Raw genomic sequence first — 20,181 nt, 5'->3', positions numbered from 1 at the left:
AAGTTTTCTCTAAACAATCTCTTTATATAGCACCTTAAATCTCAGTCGTTTTTGATCAACTGATTTATAAATTCTTCTTTTATTTCTGTGAAATCTGTAAAAATGTAATCTGCTTTGTGTAAGATCTTTTTGTCACCAATACCAATACTAATCATCCCTGCAGTATTTGCGGCCTCGATTCCTGCTACAGAATCTTCAAACACAATACTATTCTTGGTAGAAACTCCTAAGTCTTTTGCTGCCAATAAAAATACTTCGGGATCAGGTTTTGCCTTAGAAACATTTGTTCCGTCTACAATTGTATCAAACCTATCATAAAGTGATACTCTTTTTAGTATGATCCTTGCATTTTTACTAGCTGAACCTAAACCTACTGCTTGCTTTTCTGATATCAAATAATCCAATACTCTAGGAACATCTTGTAAAATCTCATTGACTCCCATCTTTGATATATATGCTAGATACTCTTCGTTTTTAACAGCCATTAATTGCGTAAACTCTTTTTCTGATATGGTTTTATTACCCCATTCCAGAATTTTTTTCAAAGACTGTATCCTACTTACTCCTTTTAACTGCTCATTCTGTTCTGTAGTAAAATGAATACCTAAACTATTTGCTAGGCTTTTCCATGCTAAAAAATGATATTTTGCGGTATCTACAATAACACCGTCAAGATCGAATATAAATGCTTTTCTCATTATGCTATGCTTCTTTAGGGTTATATGTTATTGCGTTTTTATTGGTTATAAGTAGATTGCAAAGACCAGCGATGATTAGGCTTATTCCAGCTATCAACATTGCGTTAATTGTTTCATCTCCTATAATTTTATACGCGACATTAACCCCCCCTAGCGCAGCTATAATTTGTGGCAGTACAATAAACATATTGAATATCCCCATGATAACTCCCATTTTTTTGGGATCAACAGAACTAGAGAGCATAGCATAAGGCATAGACAAAATACTCCCCCAAGCAAAACCTATTAATGTAAAAGAAAGAAACAACCACTCTGGTAAAAGGACAAAATACATAGAAATAAATCCTACTCCTCCCAAGATGAGAGCAAATAGATGAATCCATTTTCTATTAATTCTCTTTCTCGAAGTATAAAAAGTAAGTAACAATGCGAATGCCATAGACGACAACCCATAGGTTCCCATATACCTACCTACCTCGTTAGATGATTTTTGAAATGCTGTATTTGCTTTTTCAAATGCCAAAGCAGATTCAGTCACAGTCATATTATATTCAGATTCTATGGGAGCTGGTGTCTTAAACACATGCTCTGTCAATGCTGGGTTTGCCAAACTCCACATAGTAAAAAAGGCAAACCAGCTAAAAAACTGAACTAACCCTAATTTTTTCATAGTAACTGGCATACTGCCAATATTATTCAATATATCAGGAATGAATTGATTTTTTTTCTTTTTCTCTTTTTCAAACTCCTCCATATCTTCTGGAGGATATTCAGAAGTAGTAAATACAGTATATAAGATACTAGCCAGAAAAAGAAAAGCACCAATAGCAAAAGCTATTTTTACAGACATAGGAATAACTCCTGTAGGTGCAGCATCGCTTACTCCCATTTTAGAAATAACCCAAGGCAAATTACTAGCTACCCAGGTACCAATACCAATTATCAATGTCTGAGTTACAAAACCGTATGACCGTTGAGATTCTGGTAATTTATCTGCTACCAAAGCTCTAAAAGGTTCCATAGAAATATTAATAGAGGCATCTAAAATCCATAAAAGTCCCGCAGCAACCCATAAAAAAGGAGAATGTGGTACTATAAACAAAGCCAAAGAACTCAATATAGCACCTATCAAAAAGTAAGGTCTACGACGCCCCCATTTGGCACTCCAAGTACGATCACTTAGGTATCCGATTATAGGTTGCACTAAAAGTCCTGTTAATGGCGCTGCAATCCACAATAAAGGTATCGCATCTTTTTCTGCTCCTAATGTTTGGAATATTCGAGACATAAATCCGCCTTGCAAAGCAAAACCGAATTGAATTCCTAAAAAACCGAAACTCATGTTCCAGATTTCCCAGAATCCTAATGTACGCTTGTTCATTATAGTGAATGTTTAATAATTACACTGATAAGCGCATGACTTATCAAAACTTATTTTATGTAGAAAGTGAGAATATAAGTTTTGATCGGGGTCAAAGATATTATAATTTTTTAATTAAAAAGATTTGAGATTATTTTTTTGTAGATTTTCTTTCTACTAAGCTTGTATCAATAATAACAGTTCTATACTCTTCTGCTCCAGCATCATCGCATTCTAATTTATCAATTAAAAGCTTGGCAGCCCGTATCCCCATATCTTCTCCATGCTGACTAATAGTAGTTAAACTAGGAATAAAATGTTTGGATAAAATTCCATCTGTAAACCCAATAATTGCAACATCATTGGGTACAGTTTTCCCTTGTTCACTCAGAACTTTAGTAGCTGTTACTGCAAATAATTCATTCACAGCAAAAACTGCATCAATATCTTTATTTAATAAAAATTCAGAAATCTCTGCTTCGCAATTACCTACATCTTCTATTTTAAGAATAAACTCTTCTCTTTCTGGTATATCATATGCTCTAAGTGCTCGTAAGTATCCATTTGTTCTTAATTTCCCTACACTTATATAATCTACTGTAGTGATAATCACAATATTTCTACATCCTATAGACAACAAGTGATTTGTTGCCATTTGAGCCCCTTTTGCATCATCGATAATCACTTTGTCACAGACTATCTCATCAATAATCCTATCAAAAAGAACAACAGGCATGCCTTGACTCATAGTTTCCTGAATATGATGATAATCTTTTTTGAGTTGTGTTTCTTTGGCTACAGACAAAATAAACCCATCAGCACTACCACTTGCTAGCATTTCCATATTAATCACCTCTTTATCAAAAGAATTATTAGAAGAACAAATAATAACATTATATCCTTTTTCATTGGCTACCTTCTCCACCCCTCCGATTACAGTTGTAAAAAAATGATGTACTATCTCTGGTATAATCACACCAATTGTCTTTGTTTTTCTATTCTTAAGGCTTAACGCTATATTATTAGGTTTGTAATTATATAATTTAGCAAAAGCTTTTACCTTTTGCCGGGTGTCTAAGCTTATTTCTGTACTATCTTTTAATGCTTTTGATACTGTGGAAATAGAAACATCCAATTCCTTTGCTATTTGTTTTAATGTAACTTTTTGTTTCATTTATTTTTCCTTACCTGTTTTTATTCCTTCTTATGAAATAAACTAAAAAAACAACATTTTTTAGATCATTACAACATACTTGTCAAGTATTTTCTATTTATCAAAAACCAAATTTAAGCATCAAAATATGCTATATGTCCAGAATAATACTTAAAATTTTAATAGAATTTCAAAAGTTTTCCACACGCAAACGTTTGCGTAAGATTCTGACTACAAATTGATGAAAATTTAACTCAAAATTTACATACTTTGGTTGCAGAAAGCGAGAATATAAGACGTAAAACAATCAAAAACTAATTTAATTTATATGAAAACATTTACCAAAAGCGCATTGTTTTTATTGTGGTTCTTACCAATGAGCTTTTTTGCACAGTCAGTTGTTGAGGGAACAATTACTGATGCAGGAAATGGTCACCCCATTCCTGGTGTAAATATCATTGTTAAAGAATCTACCAATGGAACAAGTTCTGATTTTGATGGAGCCTATTCATTATCTAATATCAATACTGGAGATATTATTGTGTTTTCCTATGTTGGATTTGTAGCTCAGGAAATACCTTATAACGGCCAAACTTCTCTTGATATTGCTCTAGAAGAAGATGCTGCAGAACTTGAACAAGTAGTAGTAGTTGGTTATGGTTCTTCTAGAAAAAAAGACCTTACAGGATCTGTAGCTCTTATTACTGCAAAAGATTTTAATACTGGTAACAACATTACTGCAGAAAACTTATTCAACGGTAAAATTGCAGGAGTATCTATTAACACCAATGGAGGGCCTGCCGCTAGTTCAGAAATAAGGATTAGAGGAGGAGCATCTCTTAATGCTTCAAATGACCCTTTGATTGTTATAGATGGACTTCCTCTAAATGACTCAGGGGATTTAGCCAACGGTTCTAGATCTATTCTCTCTGCAATCAACCCAAATGATATCGAATCTTTTTCTATACTAAAAGATGCATCTGCCGCAGCTATATATGGTAATCGTGGTGCAAATGGTGTTATTATAATTACTACCAAAAAAGGAAAAAAGAAATTACAAATTAGCTTAAATTCTAAAACTAGTGTAACTCGTGCTAACGAAACTGTAGATGTCTTTTCTGCTGATGAGTATAGAGCATTTATAGCCAAAAACTTACCAGCAAGAGTTGCTCAACTAGGTACAACCAATACAGATTGGCAAGATGAAATATACAGAACTGCCTTTTCTACAGATCACAATCTATCTGTAAGCGGTTCTCTTATGGATGCATTACCAACAAGAATATCTATAGGAAGAGCAGATCAAGAAGGTCTTAGAAAGACTTCTAAGTTTGAAAGAACAACTACTTCTCTTTCTCTAAACCCAAAGTTATTTGACAATCATCTTAAAATCGATGTTAATGCCAATCTGAATTTTGAAAAAAATCGTTTTGCCCCAGGAGTAGAAGGATCAGCTATCACATTTGATCCTACACAACCAGTATTTGATGTAAACTCTCCATATGATGGTTTTTTTGAATATAGAGATGCAACTACTGGGTTTGCTTCTGGTAATGTACAAAGAAACCCATTGGCAGAATTATTACAAACTAGAGAAATTGCCAACGTAAGAAGGTATTTTGGAAACATCAAACTCGATTACCAACTACACTTTTTCCCTGACTTAAGAGCTATTGTAAACTTGGGATTGGATGACAGTGAAACTGACCGCTTCAAAGAAATTTCTACACAAAGTGCACTTGGTTTCAATACAACTCAAGGGGAGTTTTTAGGATCTAAGACAGATACTGATTTATTAATCAAAAACCGTCTTCTGGATGCTTATCTTACCTATACCAAAACCCTTGGCAGGTTAAGCATCGAAGCTACTGGTGGGTATTCTTATCAAAAATTTGATTTTGATCGATTTGAAACTGGTAACCAACGTGATCCAGGGTCTGCCCCAGAAAGGACTATTGATCCTGATCAGGTTCTTCTAGCTTACTTTGCAAGAACAAACTTAAAATACAATGATAAATACTTTTTATCTGCATCTATACGTAGAGATGGAACCTCTAGATTTGGTAAAAACAATAGATGGGGATATTTTCCTTCAGCATCTTTTGGGTGGCAAATAAGTGAAGAGGATTTCTTAAAAAACTCTACTGTACTAAGTAACCTAAAATTACGATTAGGATATGGTATAACAGGACAACAAGATATCAATCAAGCCTATGCATATCTAGAAAGATACAGAAGAAGTAGCCCTCTTACTCAATATATTCTTGATGGCAACGTCATAAATATTGTACAACCACAGTTTAGAAATGAAAATATAGAGTGGGAAAAAATAACAGAATACAATATCGGTTTAGATTATGGTTTCTTTAAAAACAGAATTAGTGGTGCTATTGATGTATTTAGAAAGGAGTCAGACGATTTACTTTCTGAAGCTCCTATTCCCGATGCAGCAAACTTTTCTAATCAAGGATTTCAAAATATTGGTAAATTCACTACACAAGGTATTGAATTCTCTATTAATGCTAATATAATTCAAAAAAGTGATTTTAATTGGAATGTAAGTTATAATGCCACTTATATAGATCGTGAAATAGGAAACTTGGCATTCAATCAAGACATATTAACTACTGATATTGATGGAGGTACAGGAAATACCATACAGATACAAAGACAAGGAGAAGCTCCTTATTCATTTTTTACTTATGCACAAATCTATGATGACCAAGGAAACCCTATAGAAGGAGCCTATGCCGATCTTAATAATGATGGCATTATTAACAACAATGATAGGTATATCTCTGGTAAAGGTACCCCTGATTTTATTATGGGACTACAATCTAATTTAAACTATAAAAATTTCGATTTTAGTTTTAGCATGAGGTCAAATATAGGCGGAGAAATATATAACAACGTCAATTCAAAAAATGCACAATTAGGTAATGCTTTTAGAACTGTATTTAGTAATACTCCTTCTTCTATTGTAAACACCAATTTTCAAAATACTCCCGATGTAATCCTATCTGATTACTATATAGAGGATGCGTCTTTTCTCAGGATGGATAATATTACACTAGGATATACACTTACTAATATTATGAAAGGTGTATCCAGTCTTCGTCTATGGACTGGCGTACAAAATGCATTCATTATCACAGATTACTCTGGATTAGACCCAGAAATTCAAAATAATGGAGTTGATAAGACAATCTTTCCCAGAGGGCGAACACTCTTATTTGGGTTAAACTATAAATACTAAAAAAATTAAGAAATGAAACTATATAAGATTTTTTTATACACATTTCTATCCTTGAGTATCTTTAGTTCTTGTGAAGGGGATTTAGATATAAAATTAGAGGATGACGATGATTTACTGGCTAGTGATGTATTTAACACCAAAGAAGATTACTTAAAAGCTTTGGGTGGCGTATATGCTAATTTATCTCTAGTTGGTCTTGATGTAAATTCCAGTGGAAGTCCAGATCAATCTAACTTAAAAGGTATAGATCCTGGTACAAGTCAGTACATACGAGGTTTATTTAATATGCAAGATGTATCTACTGATGAAGTAATTTGGAGTTATGAAAATGATCCTGGTATTCGCGAAATTCAAAGAAATTCATGGGATGCAAATAATGTAATTGTACTTGGTTTTTGGGCTAGAGCAACTTTTGAAATCTCATTAGCAAATGAATTTTTACGCCAAACTACAAGCGCTAAGCTAGATGAAAGAGGTGTTTCTGGTAATCTCAGAAATGAAATCAAAACCTTTAGAGCAGAAGCTAGAGTACTTAGAGTATTGGCATATTATCACCTCTTGGATTTATATGGTAGGGCTCCTTTTGCTACAGAAAATGATGCTGTAGGGTTTATAAGAGTTCAAGAAATCAAAGGACAACAATTATTTGATTATATAGAAAAAGAACTTCTTGCTGTTGATTCTGATCTTCTGGATGTAAACTCAGGTCAAAACTATGCCCGAGCAAATAAAGGTGTTGCCAAGATGATTCTAGCAAAAATATACCTGAATGCTGAAGTGTATCTGGGTAAAGGTAAAGGTCGTTATGCAGATTGTTTACAAGCATGTCAAGAAATTATTAATAGTGGGTATTCACTAACCTCTAATTATCTATACAACTTTATCGCAGATAACGATAGTAATGGAGCACAAACCGAAATCATTTTCCCCATTGTAAGTGATGGTGCAAACGTAAGGAACTTTGGAGGAGCTTCTATTATCATTCAAGGACAACAAAATGCAGATGGATTCAAACCTACTCCTGCTTCTCTAGGTGTCGAAGGATACACCACCTTATTTCGAGCGAGAAAACAATTCTCTGAGCTATTTGTTACTGACCCTATTTTTCAGAATGACAAAAGAAACACTTTGGTTACTCAAGATATAAGCTCTGATCCTTCCAATACAGATGCACCAGTAGATAGACCTATTGAAATAGGTAGTGATTTTACAGATTTTTCTAAAGGATATCTGGTAAACAAGTACTCAAATATAAAATCAAGTGGTCAACCTGGGCAAAGTGTAAGTTTTGTTGATACTGATTTTCCTTTATTCAGACTAGCTGATGTATACTTAATGTATGCAGAAGCACACCTTAGAGGTGGTGGCGGTAACCCTGCAACAGCTTTAGAATATATCAATATCCTTAGAGAAAGAGCATTTGGAGATAACTCTGGAGATATAATAGAATCAGAACTTACATTAGATTTTATACTAGATGAAAGAGCAAGAGAACTATACTGGGAGGCGCATAGAAGACAAGATTTAATTAGGTATGATAAATATACTGGTGGAAACTACAACTGGAGATACAAAGGTGGTGCTCCAAATGGTTCTGCTATTCCTGATCATTTTAAACTATTTCCAGTTCCAGCATCCAGCAGAGCTGCCAACCCTAATCTAGGACAAAATACTGGATTCTAAAAACACTATTACAAATCTAATTTATACAGTCATGAAAAAAATATCAATCTTAATGTTTGTGTTTGCTACTATGCTATGCTTCAATGCATGTGTAGAAGATGAAGACCCTACATTTGTTATTCAAGAAAATCAAACCGAAGGCCCATTGATTGTTACCGCCAATTCAACTGTTAATCTTATCAAAGAATTGGAGGACGAACAAGTTTTTACATTAGTTTGGGAAGATGCAACATATAACATCAATACACCTATTACTTACACTATTGAAGCGGGTCTGGGAGGCACAAATTTTGAAACCACATTAGAAAACCCTGTAATTGCGACCACTACCGATCGTTTTTATAAATGGACTATAAAAGAACTTAATAATCTTGCTATAGGATTAGGGATAGAACCTGAAAAAGAAGGAGCTATTGAACTACGTATAATTTCATCTATTGGATCCAATGGCGGTCAAGCTATACTTTCTAATAATGTAACAGCTTTGACTCTTACACCATACGCTTCAATTCTTGCTGTAAAAAATCTATTCTTTGTAGGTAACGCTGTGGATACAAATAAAGATGGTCTGGCCAACAATGACGACTGGAATAATGGTGAGGCTATTTCTGCGAAAAACACGTATCTTTTTAGAGATCCTGATAATGAAAACATATTCCATTTCAGAGGATTTTTTGGATTTACGGCTGCTGCTGGATTAGACCCTGCACTCAATGAATTTAAAGTATTAGAACAACAAGGGGCATGGCAACCACAATGGGGAACGAATGATGGAGCCACTTTATCCGTAAATACAGGCGATACAAGTGATCCTGGACCATTTACAACCACAGCTTCTGGTTATTATGACTTTACTATGAACTTAGATGATCTGAGTTTCTCTTTGACTCCTATTGATATTACAGGAGCTACAGAATATACAACAATAGGATATATTGGCTCTTCAAGAACTGGAAATGACGATGGATGGGGCGGTGATGATACCGATATGATACAATCTCCTTTCAACCCTCATATATGGTATATAGAAGGACAATCATTATTTGATGGAGTATTAAAATTCAGACATAGTAACGACTGGCCAGGTAACTGGGGTGGTACTACCGAGTTTACAGGTATTGGTATTACTGATGGTGATCCTCCTGGAATACCAGTTACTCAAGGTACATACGACATTTGGTTTAATGATTTAGATGGGCGCTATTTACTAGTTCCTGTAGAATAACTTATTACATCAAAAAAAGTCAAAATGAAAAAAACAATTAATATAGTACCCAAAACCATCCTCCTTCTAGGAGGAATGGTTCTTGGGTTCACAGGGTGTTCTGAGGATGATAATGATGCAAACAATAGCGAAGCTATTGTGACAAGTCAATCATTAAAAATGGATCTAACTCAGTACAAAAGAGAAGATGCTGGTGTATTCATGCAAGCATTCTATTGGGATGTTGAACCAAAAGGGGGCTGGTATGATGAGATAAGTATCAGAATAGAAGATTATAAAGCATCAGGAATTAACAGAATATGGTTACCTGCTCCTGGTAAAGGAGCATCAGGAGGCTATTCTATGGGGTATGATCCTTCTGATTATTTTGATGTTGGTGAGTTTGATCAACATGGTACTGTAGAAACTCGTTTTGGGTCAAGAGAAGAATTAGAAAACCTGATCCAAAAAGCACATGCTAATGATATCGAGGTTATTGCTGATATTGTAATGGGCCATAATTCTGGAGGAGGATTACAAGCGAATCCTTACCGAGGTAATACCAAAGTATACACCTTATTTAACGAACAAAATGGTAATGCTTCAGGAAAATTTAATCGCTCTTATGAACATTTTCATCCTAATGACATTCTAGAATATGATGAGGATAATCTATTTTATCCAGAAACTGATCTATCTCACCATAAACAATATGTCCAAGATTGGTTATGGGGAAAAGATTACTCTGTAGCTGCATTTTACAAAAATGAATTGGGGTTTGATGGTTGGCGTTTTGATTATGTTAAAAGCTTTGCTCCAAAATGGGTTAAAGCCTGGAATGATAAAATTGGAGGGTTTTCTGTTGGAGAAAACTTTGATGGTGATACACAAGTTTTAAAAGATTGGGTAGATGCATCAGGTTCTCCTGCATTTGATTTTGCCTGTTTTTACAGGTTAGATGAAACTCTTGACAGAGCTAAAGATCTTACCGCTCTTGGTGAAGCCGATAATATGTTACGAAAAATAGCCCCAAAAATGGCTGTTACTTTTACAGCTAACCATGATACCGAAAAAGATGAAAACCCTGATAATAGAATCAGTTATGGAAATAAGCTACTTGCGTATTCTTATATTTTAACTCATGATGGGTATCCTACTATTTTTTATCTTGATTATGAAGCTTTCAAAAAACAGCTCAAAACACTTATCGAGATATATAACACACTAGCTATTGGCGATCTAGAAATTATTGAGGCCAATAAAGACGAATACATCATGAAAAGAAATGGAAAAGGTGATAATCCTGGACTAATTCTCTATATGAATATAAGCAAACAAACCAAACAACGTGTTGTCAAAACAAACTGGAAAAACAAAACTTTGGTAGATTATACTAATAATTCTAGAGCAACTCCTTCTACAGATTCAGAAGGTAACACTAGTATAGAAGCTCCCGCTGGGAGTTACTCTATCTGGTCTATCGCCAAAGAATAACTGATTTTGTCCCGAGAGTACCCCTAATTTTACTATCAAAGAGTGCCAATTGGCACTCTTTTTTTATATACAAACTTGTAGAAACAGTACTAATTATTATTTTAAACTAATACCTATTTTCACTAGTGTCCACTATAAATAATTAGATGTTCTTTGAAATTACTGATAATCTATAAGTTAAATAGCTTTTTGTTACGTGTCGATTTGAATTGACTAGGTTTGGTCGATTTAATTCGACATTTATGAACCAAGGTAAGTATGTCTTCGCTCAGTTATTGGCTTTTTTACCAAAACGTACTTTTGACGGTATTGTTAATAAGTATAATGGAAATAAATATGTTCGTCATTTTACTTGTTGGAACCAATTACTTTGCATGATTTTTGGACAACTTACAAACCGTGATAGTTTACGAGATCTTGTGGTTACTTTAGAAGCACACGACAAGAAATCTTACCATTTAGGAATTGGTAAAAGAGTTACAAGAAGTAATTTGGCTAAGGCAAATCAAAAGCGTGATTATAGAATCTTTGAAGATTTTGCATATCACTTAATAGCCATAGCAAATACTAAACTTTCTGATCAAAACTCTGATGCCGACCAAAAGATTTATGCTTTTGACTCTTCTACAATTGATCTGTGTTTAAATGTTTTTTGGTGGGCTAAATTTCGAAAAGCGAAAGGCGGAATCAAATTGCATACGCTTTTTGATATTCAGACTCAAATACCAAGCTTTGTTCATATTACCCCTGCTAACACTCATGATGTAAAAGCTATGGATCAACTTATTTATGAAGTTGGAGCTTACTATGTTTTTGATAGAGGATATCTCGATTTTGAGAGGCTTTACAAGATTCCTAATTGTGAAGCTTACTTTGTCATTAGAGCCAAGGCGAACATGAAATTTAAGCGAATGTATTCAGCCAAAGTCGACAAAACTAAAGGAGTGTTATGTGACCAGATAGGAAAATTAACTGGATTTTACACCTCAAAAAACTATCCTGAAAAACTTCGGCGAATCAAATATTATGACAACGAAAATAAAAGAACATTTATCTTTTTAACCAACAATATGGAGACTACTGCAGAACAGATAGCTTTGCTTTACAAAAAGCGCTGGCAAATAGAACTGTTTTTCAAATGGATCAAACAACATCTAAAAATCAAGTCCTTTTGGGGAACTTCGGAAAATGCAGTTCGCATACAAATTTATACAGCAATCACAACTTATTGCTTAGTAGCAATAGTAGCACAAGAACTGAAAATTAATCGATCAACCTACGAAATATTACAGATTCTAGGGATATCGTTACTAGACAAAACCCCTGTAAATGAACTATTTAAAAAGACAGATTACAATAATGTCAATGAACTAGAATATAAACAACTGTCTATCAAACTGTTTTAAGTGGACACTAGTGACCTATTTTTAGTATTCTAAAAAAGAATTACTTTACTTTGTAAGAAGATACTATCACACATAATCAGTCTAATTTAAAAAAATTGAATGCCTAAATTTCCATTTTACAAACAAGCAGAATCCAAAGATTGTGGACCTACTTGTATTAAAATTATTGCTAAACATTATGGAAAAATCCTCAATACTCAAAAACTTAGAGCATTAAGTGAAACCACAAGAGAAGGAAGTTCTCTTTTGGGTTTGAGTGATGCCGTAGAGCAAATAGGTTTTAGATCGCTTGGAGTAAAACTTTCTTTATCAAAATTAGACGAAGTACCTCTTCCCTGTATCATACATTGGAACAAAGTACACTATATTGTTTTGTATAAAATTAAGGTCACTCGCAAAGGTACAATGACTTTATATGTTTCTGATCCTGCTCATGGATTGATCACATATACCAAAGAGGAGTTTATAAAAGCTTGGATAGGTAATAATGCTGATGAAAATACAGAAGAAGGTGTAGCATTGTTGTTAGAACCTACTCCAAAATTTTATAATGACAATCTAGATGATGAGGATGAAAAATTTGGTTTCAAATTTATCTCTAAATATGTATTCAAATATAAAGCTTTTGTTTTTCAATTAATATTAGGTCTTTGTGCAGGAAGTTTATTACAGCTTATCACCCCTTTTTTAACTCAAAGTATCGTTGACGTTGGTATCAAAAACCAAGACCTCAATTTTGTGTATCTTGTTTTGATTGCCATGCTATCGCTTTTTATAGGAAGAACACTTATTGATGTATTGCGTAGTTGGATTCTTCTTCATCTTAGTACTCGCATCAATATCTCATTGATATCTGATTTTTTTATAAAACTAATGAACTTACCTATCTCCTACTTTGATGTAAAAATGACAGGAGACCTTTTACAAAGAATTAATGATCATAAGCGTATAGAGCAAATACTAACTATGTCTTCGCTCAACGTTTTATTTTCGATGGTTAACCTTATTATATTCAGCATTGTATTAATTTATTATAGCCTTACTATTTTTGGAATCTTTGCAATAGGAAGTTTTTTTTACTTTACCTGGATACTCATTTTCTTCAAAAAACGAAAAAAGCTAGATTACAAACGCTTTTCACAAATAAGTGAAGAGCAAAGTAAAGTAATTGAGTTGGTTAATGGAATGCAAGAGATAAAACTACACAATGCCGAAAAAAGAAAACGTTGGAATTGGGAATTTGTACAAGCTAAACTATTCAGAATATCTATAGAAAACCTAGCATTAGAACAATATCAAAATGTAGGATCATCTTTTATCAATGAATTAAAAAACATTTTGATTACCGTTTTTTCTGCAAAACTGGTTATAGATGGTGAGATTACATTAGGTATGATGCTGGCTATTACAGCCATCGTTGGGCAATTAAATGCTCCTATTTCTCAATTGATAAACTTTTTAAGAGAGTTACAAGATGCACAAATCTCACTAGAACGATTGGGAGAAATACACAATAAAGAAGACGAAGAACAAATCGGAGATGAAAAAATTAAGGTAATCCCTGATAATTCAAGTTTTGAAATCAAAAATCTTAGTTTTAGATATGTAGGAACTGATAAACCCGTATTAGAAAATTTAAACCTTTCTATTCCTGAAAATAAAATTACCGCTATTGTAGGAGTAAGTGGAAGTGGGAAAACCACGTTAATGAAACTGCTTCTTAAATTTTATGATCCAGAAGATGGTCAAATTTTTATAGGGTCTCATGATCTTCGCAATGTTTCACAAAAATCATGGAGAGATCACTTTGGGGTTGTTATGCAAGAAGGGTATATCTTTAATGATACTATTGCTAATAATATTGCGGTAGGAGAAGATTATGTAGATAAGAAAAAACTAGCACATGCAGTAGATGTTGCAAATATCAAAGAGTTTATAGAATCTCTCCCCCTTTCTTATAATACCAAAATAGGAATGGAAGGTATAGGACTTAGTACGGGGCAAAAACAACGACTGTTTATTGCTAGATCTGTATATAAAAATCCTAAATACTTATTTTTTGATGAAGCAACTTCTGCATTAGATGCCAATAATGAAAAGGTAATTATGGAAAAACTAGATACCTTTTTCAAAAATAAAACTGTTATGGTAATTGCACACCGACTGAGTACTGTAAAAAATGCGCACCAAATAGTTGTCCTAGATAAAGGAAAAATTGCAGAGGTAGGAAATCATGAATCATTAATAAAAAAGAGAGGTAATTATTACAACCTAGTGAAAAATCAATTGGAATTAGGGAAATAAGAATTGAGAATAAAAAGAATATATATAATATGCCAGACACTTTAGACGATATACAATTAAGAAGTGAAGAAGTACAGGAAATCCTTACCAAAGTTCCTCATTGGATGATACGATGGGGCAACCTTTTGGTGTTATTATTAGTTTTACTGTTATTATTTCTCTCTTGGTTGGTAAAATATCCAGATGTAATCCCAGCAGAGGCAATTATTACAACTAGAATACCCCCACAAAAAGAGTATGCCAAAGTAAGTGGTAAAATTGAATCCATATTAGTAGAAGACAGTCAGATTGTGCCCAAAGACACACCTCTGGCAATATTACAAAGCAGTGCCAATTATAAAGATGTATTTCTGCTTAAATCAATTGTAGATACTATCAAAGTGAGTAACAAATCATTTACATTTCCTCTAGATGATTTACCTGTTTTATTTTTAGGAGATATTGAAACAAGCTTTGCTTTATTTGAAAACAGTTATTCTGAATATATTTTAAATAAGGAGTTGCAACCTTTTTCTAATGAAGCTATAGCTAATCAAATTTCATTATCAGAACTCTATAGAAGACTAGAAAGTCTAAAAGCACAAAAAAGATTAGGCAAAGCTGAGTTAGAGTTTAAAAGAAAAGAACTGCAACGTCAAAAAAACTTGTTTAAAAAAGGAGTTATATCTACCCAGGAATATGAAGGAAAAGAATTAGACTACCTGCAAGCTAAGCGTAATTATGAGAATAATGATGTGCAACTCTCACAAATCAATGAGAGTATTAGTAATGCAAACAGAACATCAAAAGGTACCGAAATAAACAAAAGAAAAGAAGAGATTAACCTATTTAAAAAAGTGTTACAATCCTTTGGACAGTTAAAAAAAAGTATTAAAGATTGGGAACTGCAATACGTTCTCGCATCTGATATCGAAGGACGTGTTTCTTTTCTTAATTTTTGGACAGAAAATCAAACAGTATCTTCTGGAGATCTTGTGTTTATTGTAATTCCTTCTGAATATTCTTCATATCTAGCAAAAATCAAAGCACCTTCTCAAAATTCTGGGAAAATAAAAATCGGTCAAACCGCTAATATCAGATTAGAAAATTTTCCTGATGATGAGTTTGGAACACTTAAAGGGAAAGTAAAACATATCTCATTATTACCAGATAAAAATGGGCTGTATCTGATTGATGTTGAATTACCCAAAAAACTAATTACTACATATAATAAGGAAATTCCTTTTAAACAAGAAATGAGAGGTATTGTAGAAATCGTTACAGAAGATCTCCGTCTTATTGAGCGTTTTTTCTATCAATTTAGAACTTTAATGGATAAATAGACCGCATACTCAATCACACCACCAAGTGACAATAAATAACTGAAAGGCAAATCGCTACACAAAAACCTATTTATACATAGGAGTATTTTTGTATTATTTTTTAAATTATTAACAAATAAGGTTTTTTATTTAATGAATTCTATGCTACATTTGCGAGAATTTATTATTTTTAATAAATCTAAATTAATGTAAATTTTTTAGTTTTATTTACTATAACTCTAGCAAAAATCAATTATATAAACCGTTACTATCAAGAAGAAAATTAAGATCGTACGGTATTAGATTCAATTTTATAATACAAAATAACCCTAAAAAGAAGTTGTCTGGGTTATAGTTTCAGTTCACAAGTGTATATTATGATAACATTACTTATTTTTTTAATTTTCTCAGGCTCTTTTTTCTTGTATAACACGTCAAAAGTAGCAATGCTTTCTCCACATTTTCAGATAGAAAAATGGATGCAGCAACATAATAAAACCAGTAATAGCATTGGTCTTTTTTTATTAGTATTCTGTTTAGCAAGTACAATATTTCTTTTTGGGTTAGGAGTCGGGATTTTTATTTGGACTCTTTTATTAATGATTATACAAGGGACCTTAATCATACTAAGCCCAATTAAGGCTTTTAATTATAAACACGGGATAGCTTTACTATTATTAATATTGGTTTTGGAGTTACTATTTATATAGTTATGCCAGCAAATCCCAAATATTTATCTCAAAACTTCTGGCAACGGTTTGCCAAAATATCTGCGGGGATTTTGGGTGGTTATTTCATAGCAGCTTTTATGCATATTGCTCTAGCATTTTGGAGTGATCACAAAACAATTTTAATCACCTCAATATACAGTATGTATATTTTATGGGTAACATTTATGATTATTCCTTTTTTATTTAAAAACGGATGGAAAATTTGGGCGCTATACACTGTACTTATAACAATTCTTGGGGTATTAATTTACTTCGGTAAACAAACCCATTCTCTAGTATAGCAACATGAGTAAAAGGCTCTATAACATATTTTTTCATACCCATACTGTTAGCGGAATTGTAATTAGTGTTGCATTGTATGTTATTTTTCTCTGCGGAGCATTTGCTTTGTTCAAAGATGAAATTGAGGTATGGGAAAAAGGTATTCCTATTAATAGAGAAAAAATCACAAATTTAGATTATGACCAACTAATTTCACTATTAAAAGAAAAAGAACATGGTCTATATGCTAGAGACATTCATATAACTCTACCACAAGCAAGCCAGCTTGCATCTATAAGAATAACTGCATCAAAAGATACTCTTGCTCCCAAAGAAGCAAAAAAAAGACGTTTTATGTATCTAGATACGGATACATTTGAAATCTCAAGCTATTATCAAAAATACTCATTAGGTAACTTTCTATATCGTTTACATTTTTTTAGTCAAATACCACGCATAGGACTATATTTATCCGGATCTGTTGCTTTCTTTTTCTTATTTGCAATTATAACTGGGGTTATTGTTCATTGGAAAAAAATGATATCCAACTTCTATCTTTTTCGTCCAAAATCAAAATTAAAAACAATTTGGAGTGATGCACACACTGTATTAGGAATGATTGGGTTACCTTTTCAATTCATGTATGCAGTAACAAGTTGTTTTCTTGGACTTTCTGTTTTTGTTTTACTTCCTGCTAATTATATATACAATAACAATAAGCAAAAATTAGCAGAAGACCTACGTCCAAAAGCAAAGACATACCTTTTAGAACAAAAATTAGATAGCACATATATCGTTAATCCTATTATAAAGGAGGTGACTGCAACATGGGATGATTTTGCTCTAACAGAAGTCTATATAAAAAATTATGGGGCCACCAATATGATCGTGCAAGTTGAAGGCTTACTTAATCCAAAAAATAAGCTTCTTGGTAGCGGTCGAGTCACATATAACGTACCTAAACAACAAGTTACTTCCACTAAAAACCCATACCAAAATGATTATCACGAAGATGTAGAATTTGTGGTAAGACATCTTCATTTTGCCGATTATGGCGGCATGCCATTAAAAATTATTTATGCTATTCTAGCACTTATCACTTGTTTTGTCATTATCACTGGGGTTCTTATCTGGATAGAAAGTAGGAATAAAAAAAATAGTACCACCAAACAACAATTATACACAATTAATGTAGGGCATATCTATATGGCTATTTGTCTAAGCCTGTTTCCTGTTATTGCTTTCTCATTCGTTTTAGCTAGACTACTCCCCCCCGATCTTGGTGAACGAAGACTTAACGTATACTATACTGTTTTTTTTAGCCTTTGGGCAATTGTATTTTTGTTTTTCAGGTATAAAAGAGATAATTTTTTTACCAATAAATTCTCTTTCTTGATTGGAGGGATTATTGGTCTCATAATTCCTATTGTTAATGGTGTTTCCTCTGGAAACTGGATATGGAAAGCATATCTAAATAAAGAATATGAAATTCTAATCGTAGATATTTTCTGGATATTATTATCAATGGGATCTATATTTATTGTTGCAAAATCAAAACGGAAACGGCCAAAAAACAAGTATTACGAGCTTAAAAAGATCAGAAAGCATGAGCTTTCTCAAGAAAGAGAAAGTAGACGTCAAAAAAAGCTTAAGTATAACTAACATTCTTTATCCTTTTTCTTATTTTTTGATCTATTTCTTAGTACACAAATTATACAACCATAATTCATACATCCTGTAAAACAAGTCGTATTTCTATCAAAACATGTGTTTTGTAGAAAAAAGTTTACATCGTTGATTTTTTTTAATTACTTCTAAGATATTTAAAGGGAATTATATTTTATGAAGTAATCTACCACATTCGATTAACTGGTAATCAAATCGGTTTTTGGTTAATTTCATATTGATCCAGATTGATTTTCAATATAGATCTGTCTTCTTAATCACTAAACAAAAAAACAATGAAAAAAGTATTTACTATTATTCTTACAACACTTTTATTAATTGCCTGTAAAAAAGAGGAAAAAAAACCACCAGAAGTCACCTATAAAACACCTCTTTATGCATGGGCACAATTACCTAAAGATGCAACAGATCAAGAATTAAAAACTGAATTTCAGGAATTAAAAAATAAGGGAGTTGATGGATTGATGTATTCTGCTGGACATGATCCTGCTATCTATAAAAGAGTGGGAAAAATCGTAAAAGAAGTAGGTATGGAGTTTTATACTTGGATACCTACTATGGTGCAAAATAACAACCCAAAACTAAAACCAGAATGGTATGCTGTAAATAGAAATGGAGAATCTGCATTTGACAAACCCGCCTATGTATCACATTATCAATTCTTATGTCCTAGCAGGCCAGAAGTGTACAATTTTCTAGAAAATCTATACGGTAGTATTGCCGATATAAAAGAGGTTGATGGGATTCATTTGGATTACATTCGTTTTCCTGATGTAATTTTGGCAGAAGGGTTATGGGAGAAATATGATTTGGTTATGGATAAAGAATACCCTCAATTCGATTATTGCTATTGTGATAAATGCGTTAATGATTTCAAATCGCAATCGGGTATAGATATAAAAAATGTAGAAGACCCATCTCTAGTTTTAGAATGGAAACAATTTCGATATGATTTAATTACCAAAATCGTAAATAAATTAGCTGATGTAGTACATAGTAAAGATAAAGTGATTAATGCAGCTGTTTTCCCAGGACCTAATTCAATTGCAAAAAACCTTGTTAGACAAGAATGGGACAAATGGAACCTAGATGCTGTTTATCCTATGAATTATAACGATTTTTATTTAGGTGATACCAAATGGATCGGAGAACTTACCAAAGAAGAAGTAACTGCTGTTGCTCATAAAAAACCAATCTATAGTGGATTATTTATTTGTCCAAAACCAAACAATAAATCCAATGAAGATGATCCTGAAAATCATGGATTGTTACCTAATGAATTAGAAGCAGCTATTAGTGAATCTATGATAAACGGAGCTACTGGTATTTGCTTGTTTACTCCAAACAGAATGACAGACGCTCATTGGGATGCTTTGCAAAAAGCAATCTATACAGATTATACTCAAAAAAAATAACCACTCCCCAATAACTAAGCATATGGCGTGCCGATAGGCTAGCGCTATATGATCTGTTGACTGATCTGGGATTTGGTGATAAGGGGGAATTCGAGAGGTTTGCTATACCCTTAACAAGAAAGAAAATCGTTAGGATGTCACTTTAGCATTTCTTTATGGTAGCAGATTACCTCAAAAAACGATATTTCAAAGTAGTTTTCATGCTTTTTATGAGGATTTGGTTGGTTTT

At 32.9% G+C, this 20,181-nt stretch carries 14 protein-coding genes; 11 read left to right on the top strand and 3 right to left on the bottom strand.

Annotation, left to right across the window (positions count from 1 at the left end; genetic code table 11):
- Positions 1-41 precede the first annotated feature (41 nt).
- From pgmB to CVD18_RS13680, 3 genes are all read right to left on the bottom strand, one after another.
- Positions 42-701: a beta-phosphoglucomutase gene (gene pgmB, locus CVD18_RS13690; protein WP_103866008.1), complete on the bottom strand. Its 660-nt coding sequence runs from the start codon at positions 699-701 to the stop codon at positions 42-44.
- Between the two features lies 1 nt (position 702).
- Positions 703-2,079 (bottom strand): MFS transporter, encoded by a 1,377-nt coding sequence (locus CVD18_RS13685; RefSeq protein ID WP_103866007.1) that lies wholly within the window; start codon positions 2,077-2,079, stop codon positions 703-705.
- 130 nt (positions 2,080-2,209) lie between these two features.
- Positions 2,210-3,232, bottom strand: coding sequence for a LacI family DNA-binding transcriptional regulator (locus CVD18_RS13680; RefSeq protein ID WP_103866006.1), 1,023 nt, complete (start codon positions 3,230-3,232; stop codon positions 2,210-2,212).
- A gap of 307 nt (positions 3,233-3,539) precedes the next feature.
- Between CVD18_RS13680 and CVD18_RS13675 the strand changes: the two genes are divergently transcribed.
- The 11 genes from CVD18_RS13675 (at position 3,540) to CVD18_RS13625 (ending at position 19,952) form a co-directional block, all read left to right on the top strand.
- A complete protein-coding gene (locus tag CVD18_RS13675; RefSeq protein ID WP_103866005.1) occupies positions 3,540-6,467 on the top strand; it encodes a SusC/RagA family TonB-linked outer membrane protein in 2,928 nt (975 codons plus the stop codon).
- 12 nt (positions 6,468-6,479) lie between these two features.
- Complete coding sequence (locus tag CVD18_RS13670) at positions 6,480-8,150, top strand: RagB/SusD family nutrient uptake outer membrane protein (RefSeq protein WP_103866004.1); 1,671 nt, start codon at positions 6,480-6,482, stop codon at positions 8,148-8,150.
- 31 nt (positions 8,151-8,181) lie between these two features.
- Positions 8,182-9,375, top strand: coding sequence for a SusE domain-containing protein (locus CVD18_RS13665; protein WP_103866003.1), 1,194 nt, complete (start codon positions 8,182-8,184; stop codon positions 9,373-9,375).
- A 24-nt stretch (positions 9,376-9,399) separates the two neighbouring features.
- Positions 9,400-10,848 carry an alpha-amylase gene (locus tag CVD18_RS13660; RefSeq protein WP_103866002.1) on the top strand — a complete coding sequence of 483 codons (1,449 nt, stop codon included), beginning with the start codon at positions 9,400-9,402 and terminating at the stop codon, positions 10,846-10,848.
- Between the two features lie 242 nt (positions 10,849-11,090).
- On the top strand, positions 11,091-12,254 hold the full coding sequence (locus CVD18_RS13655) for an IS4 family transposase (protein WP_103866001.1): 1,164 nt from the start codon (positions 11,091-11,093) through the stop codon (positions 12,252-12,254).
- Between the two features lie 99 nt (positions 12,255-12,353).
- Entirely contained in the window at positions 12,354-14,558 is a 2,205-nt protein-coding gene (locus CVD18_RS13650; RefSeq protein ID WP_103866000.1) for a peptidase domain-containing ABC transporter, read from the top strand.
- Positions 14,559-14,587: 29 nt separating this feature from the next.
- Positions 14,588-15,880: an HlyD family secretion protein gene (locus tag CVD18_RS13645; protein WP_103865999.1), complete on the top strand. Its 1,293-nt coding sequence runs from the start codon at positions 14,588-14,590 to the stop codon at positions 15,878-15,880.
- Positions 15,881-16,236: 356 nt separating this feature from the next.
- On the top strand, positions 16,237-16,569 hold the full coding sequence (locus tag CVD18_RS13640) for a hypothetical protein (protein ID WP_146052791.1): 333 nt from the start codon (positions 16,237-16,239) through the stop codon (positions 16,567-16,569).
- A 2-nt stretch (positions 16,570-16,571) separates the two neighbouring features.
- The gene (locus CVD18_RS13635) at positions 16,572-16,871 is read left to right on the top strand and encodes a hypothetical protein (protein ID WP_103865997.1); all 300 of its coding nucleotides are present in this window, start codon (positions 16,572-16,574) and stop codon (positions 16,869-16,871) included.
- A 4-nt stretch (positions 16,872-16,875) separates the two neighbouring features.
- Positions 16,876-18,513 (top strand): PepSY domain-containing protein, encoded by a 1,638-nt coding sequence (locus CVD18_RS13630; RefSeq protein WP_103865996.1) that lies wholly within the window; start codon positions 16,876-16,878, stop codon positions 18,511-18,513.
- 299 nt (positions 18,514-18,812) lie between these two features.
- Complete coding sequence (locus CVD18_RS13625) at positions 18,813-19,952, top strand: hypothetical protein (protein ID WP_103865995.1); 1,140 nt, start codon at positions 18,813-18,815, stop codon at positions 19,950-19,952.
- The last annotated feature ends 229 nt before the right edge of the window (positions 19,953-20,181 follow it).

Origin of the sequence: Aquimarina sp. I32.4, assembly GCF_002924285.1 — a bacterium.
Classification (GTDB): domain Bacteria; phylum Bacteroidota; class Bacteroidia; order Flavobacteriales; family Flavobacteriaceae; genus Aquimarina.
This window is presented reverse-complemented; position numbering and strand designations above follow the sequence as displayed.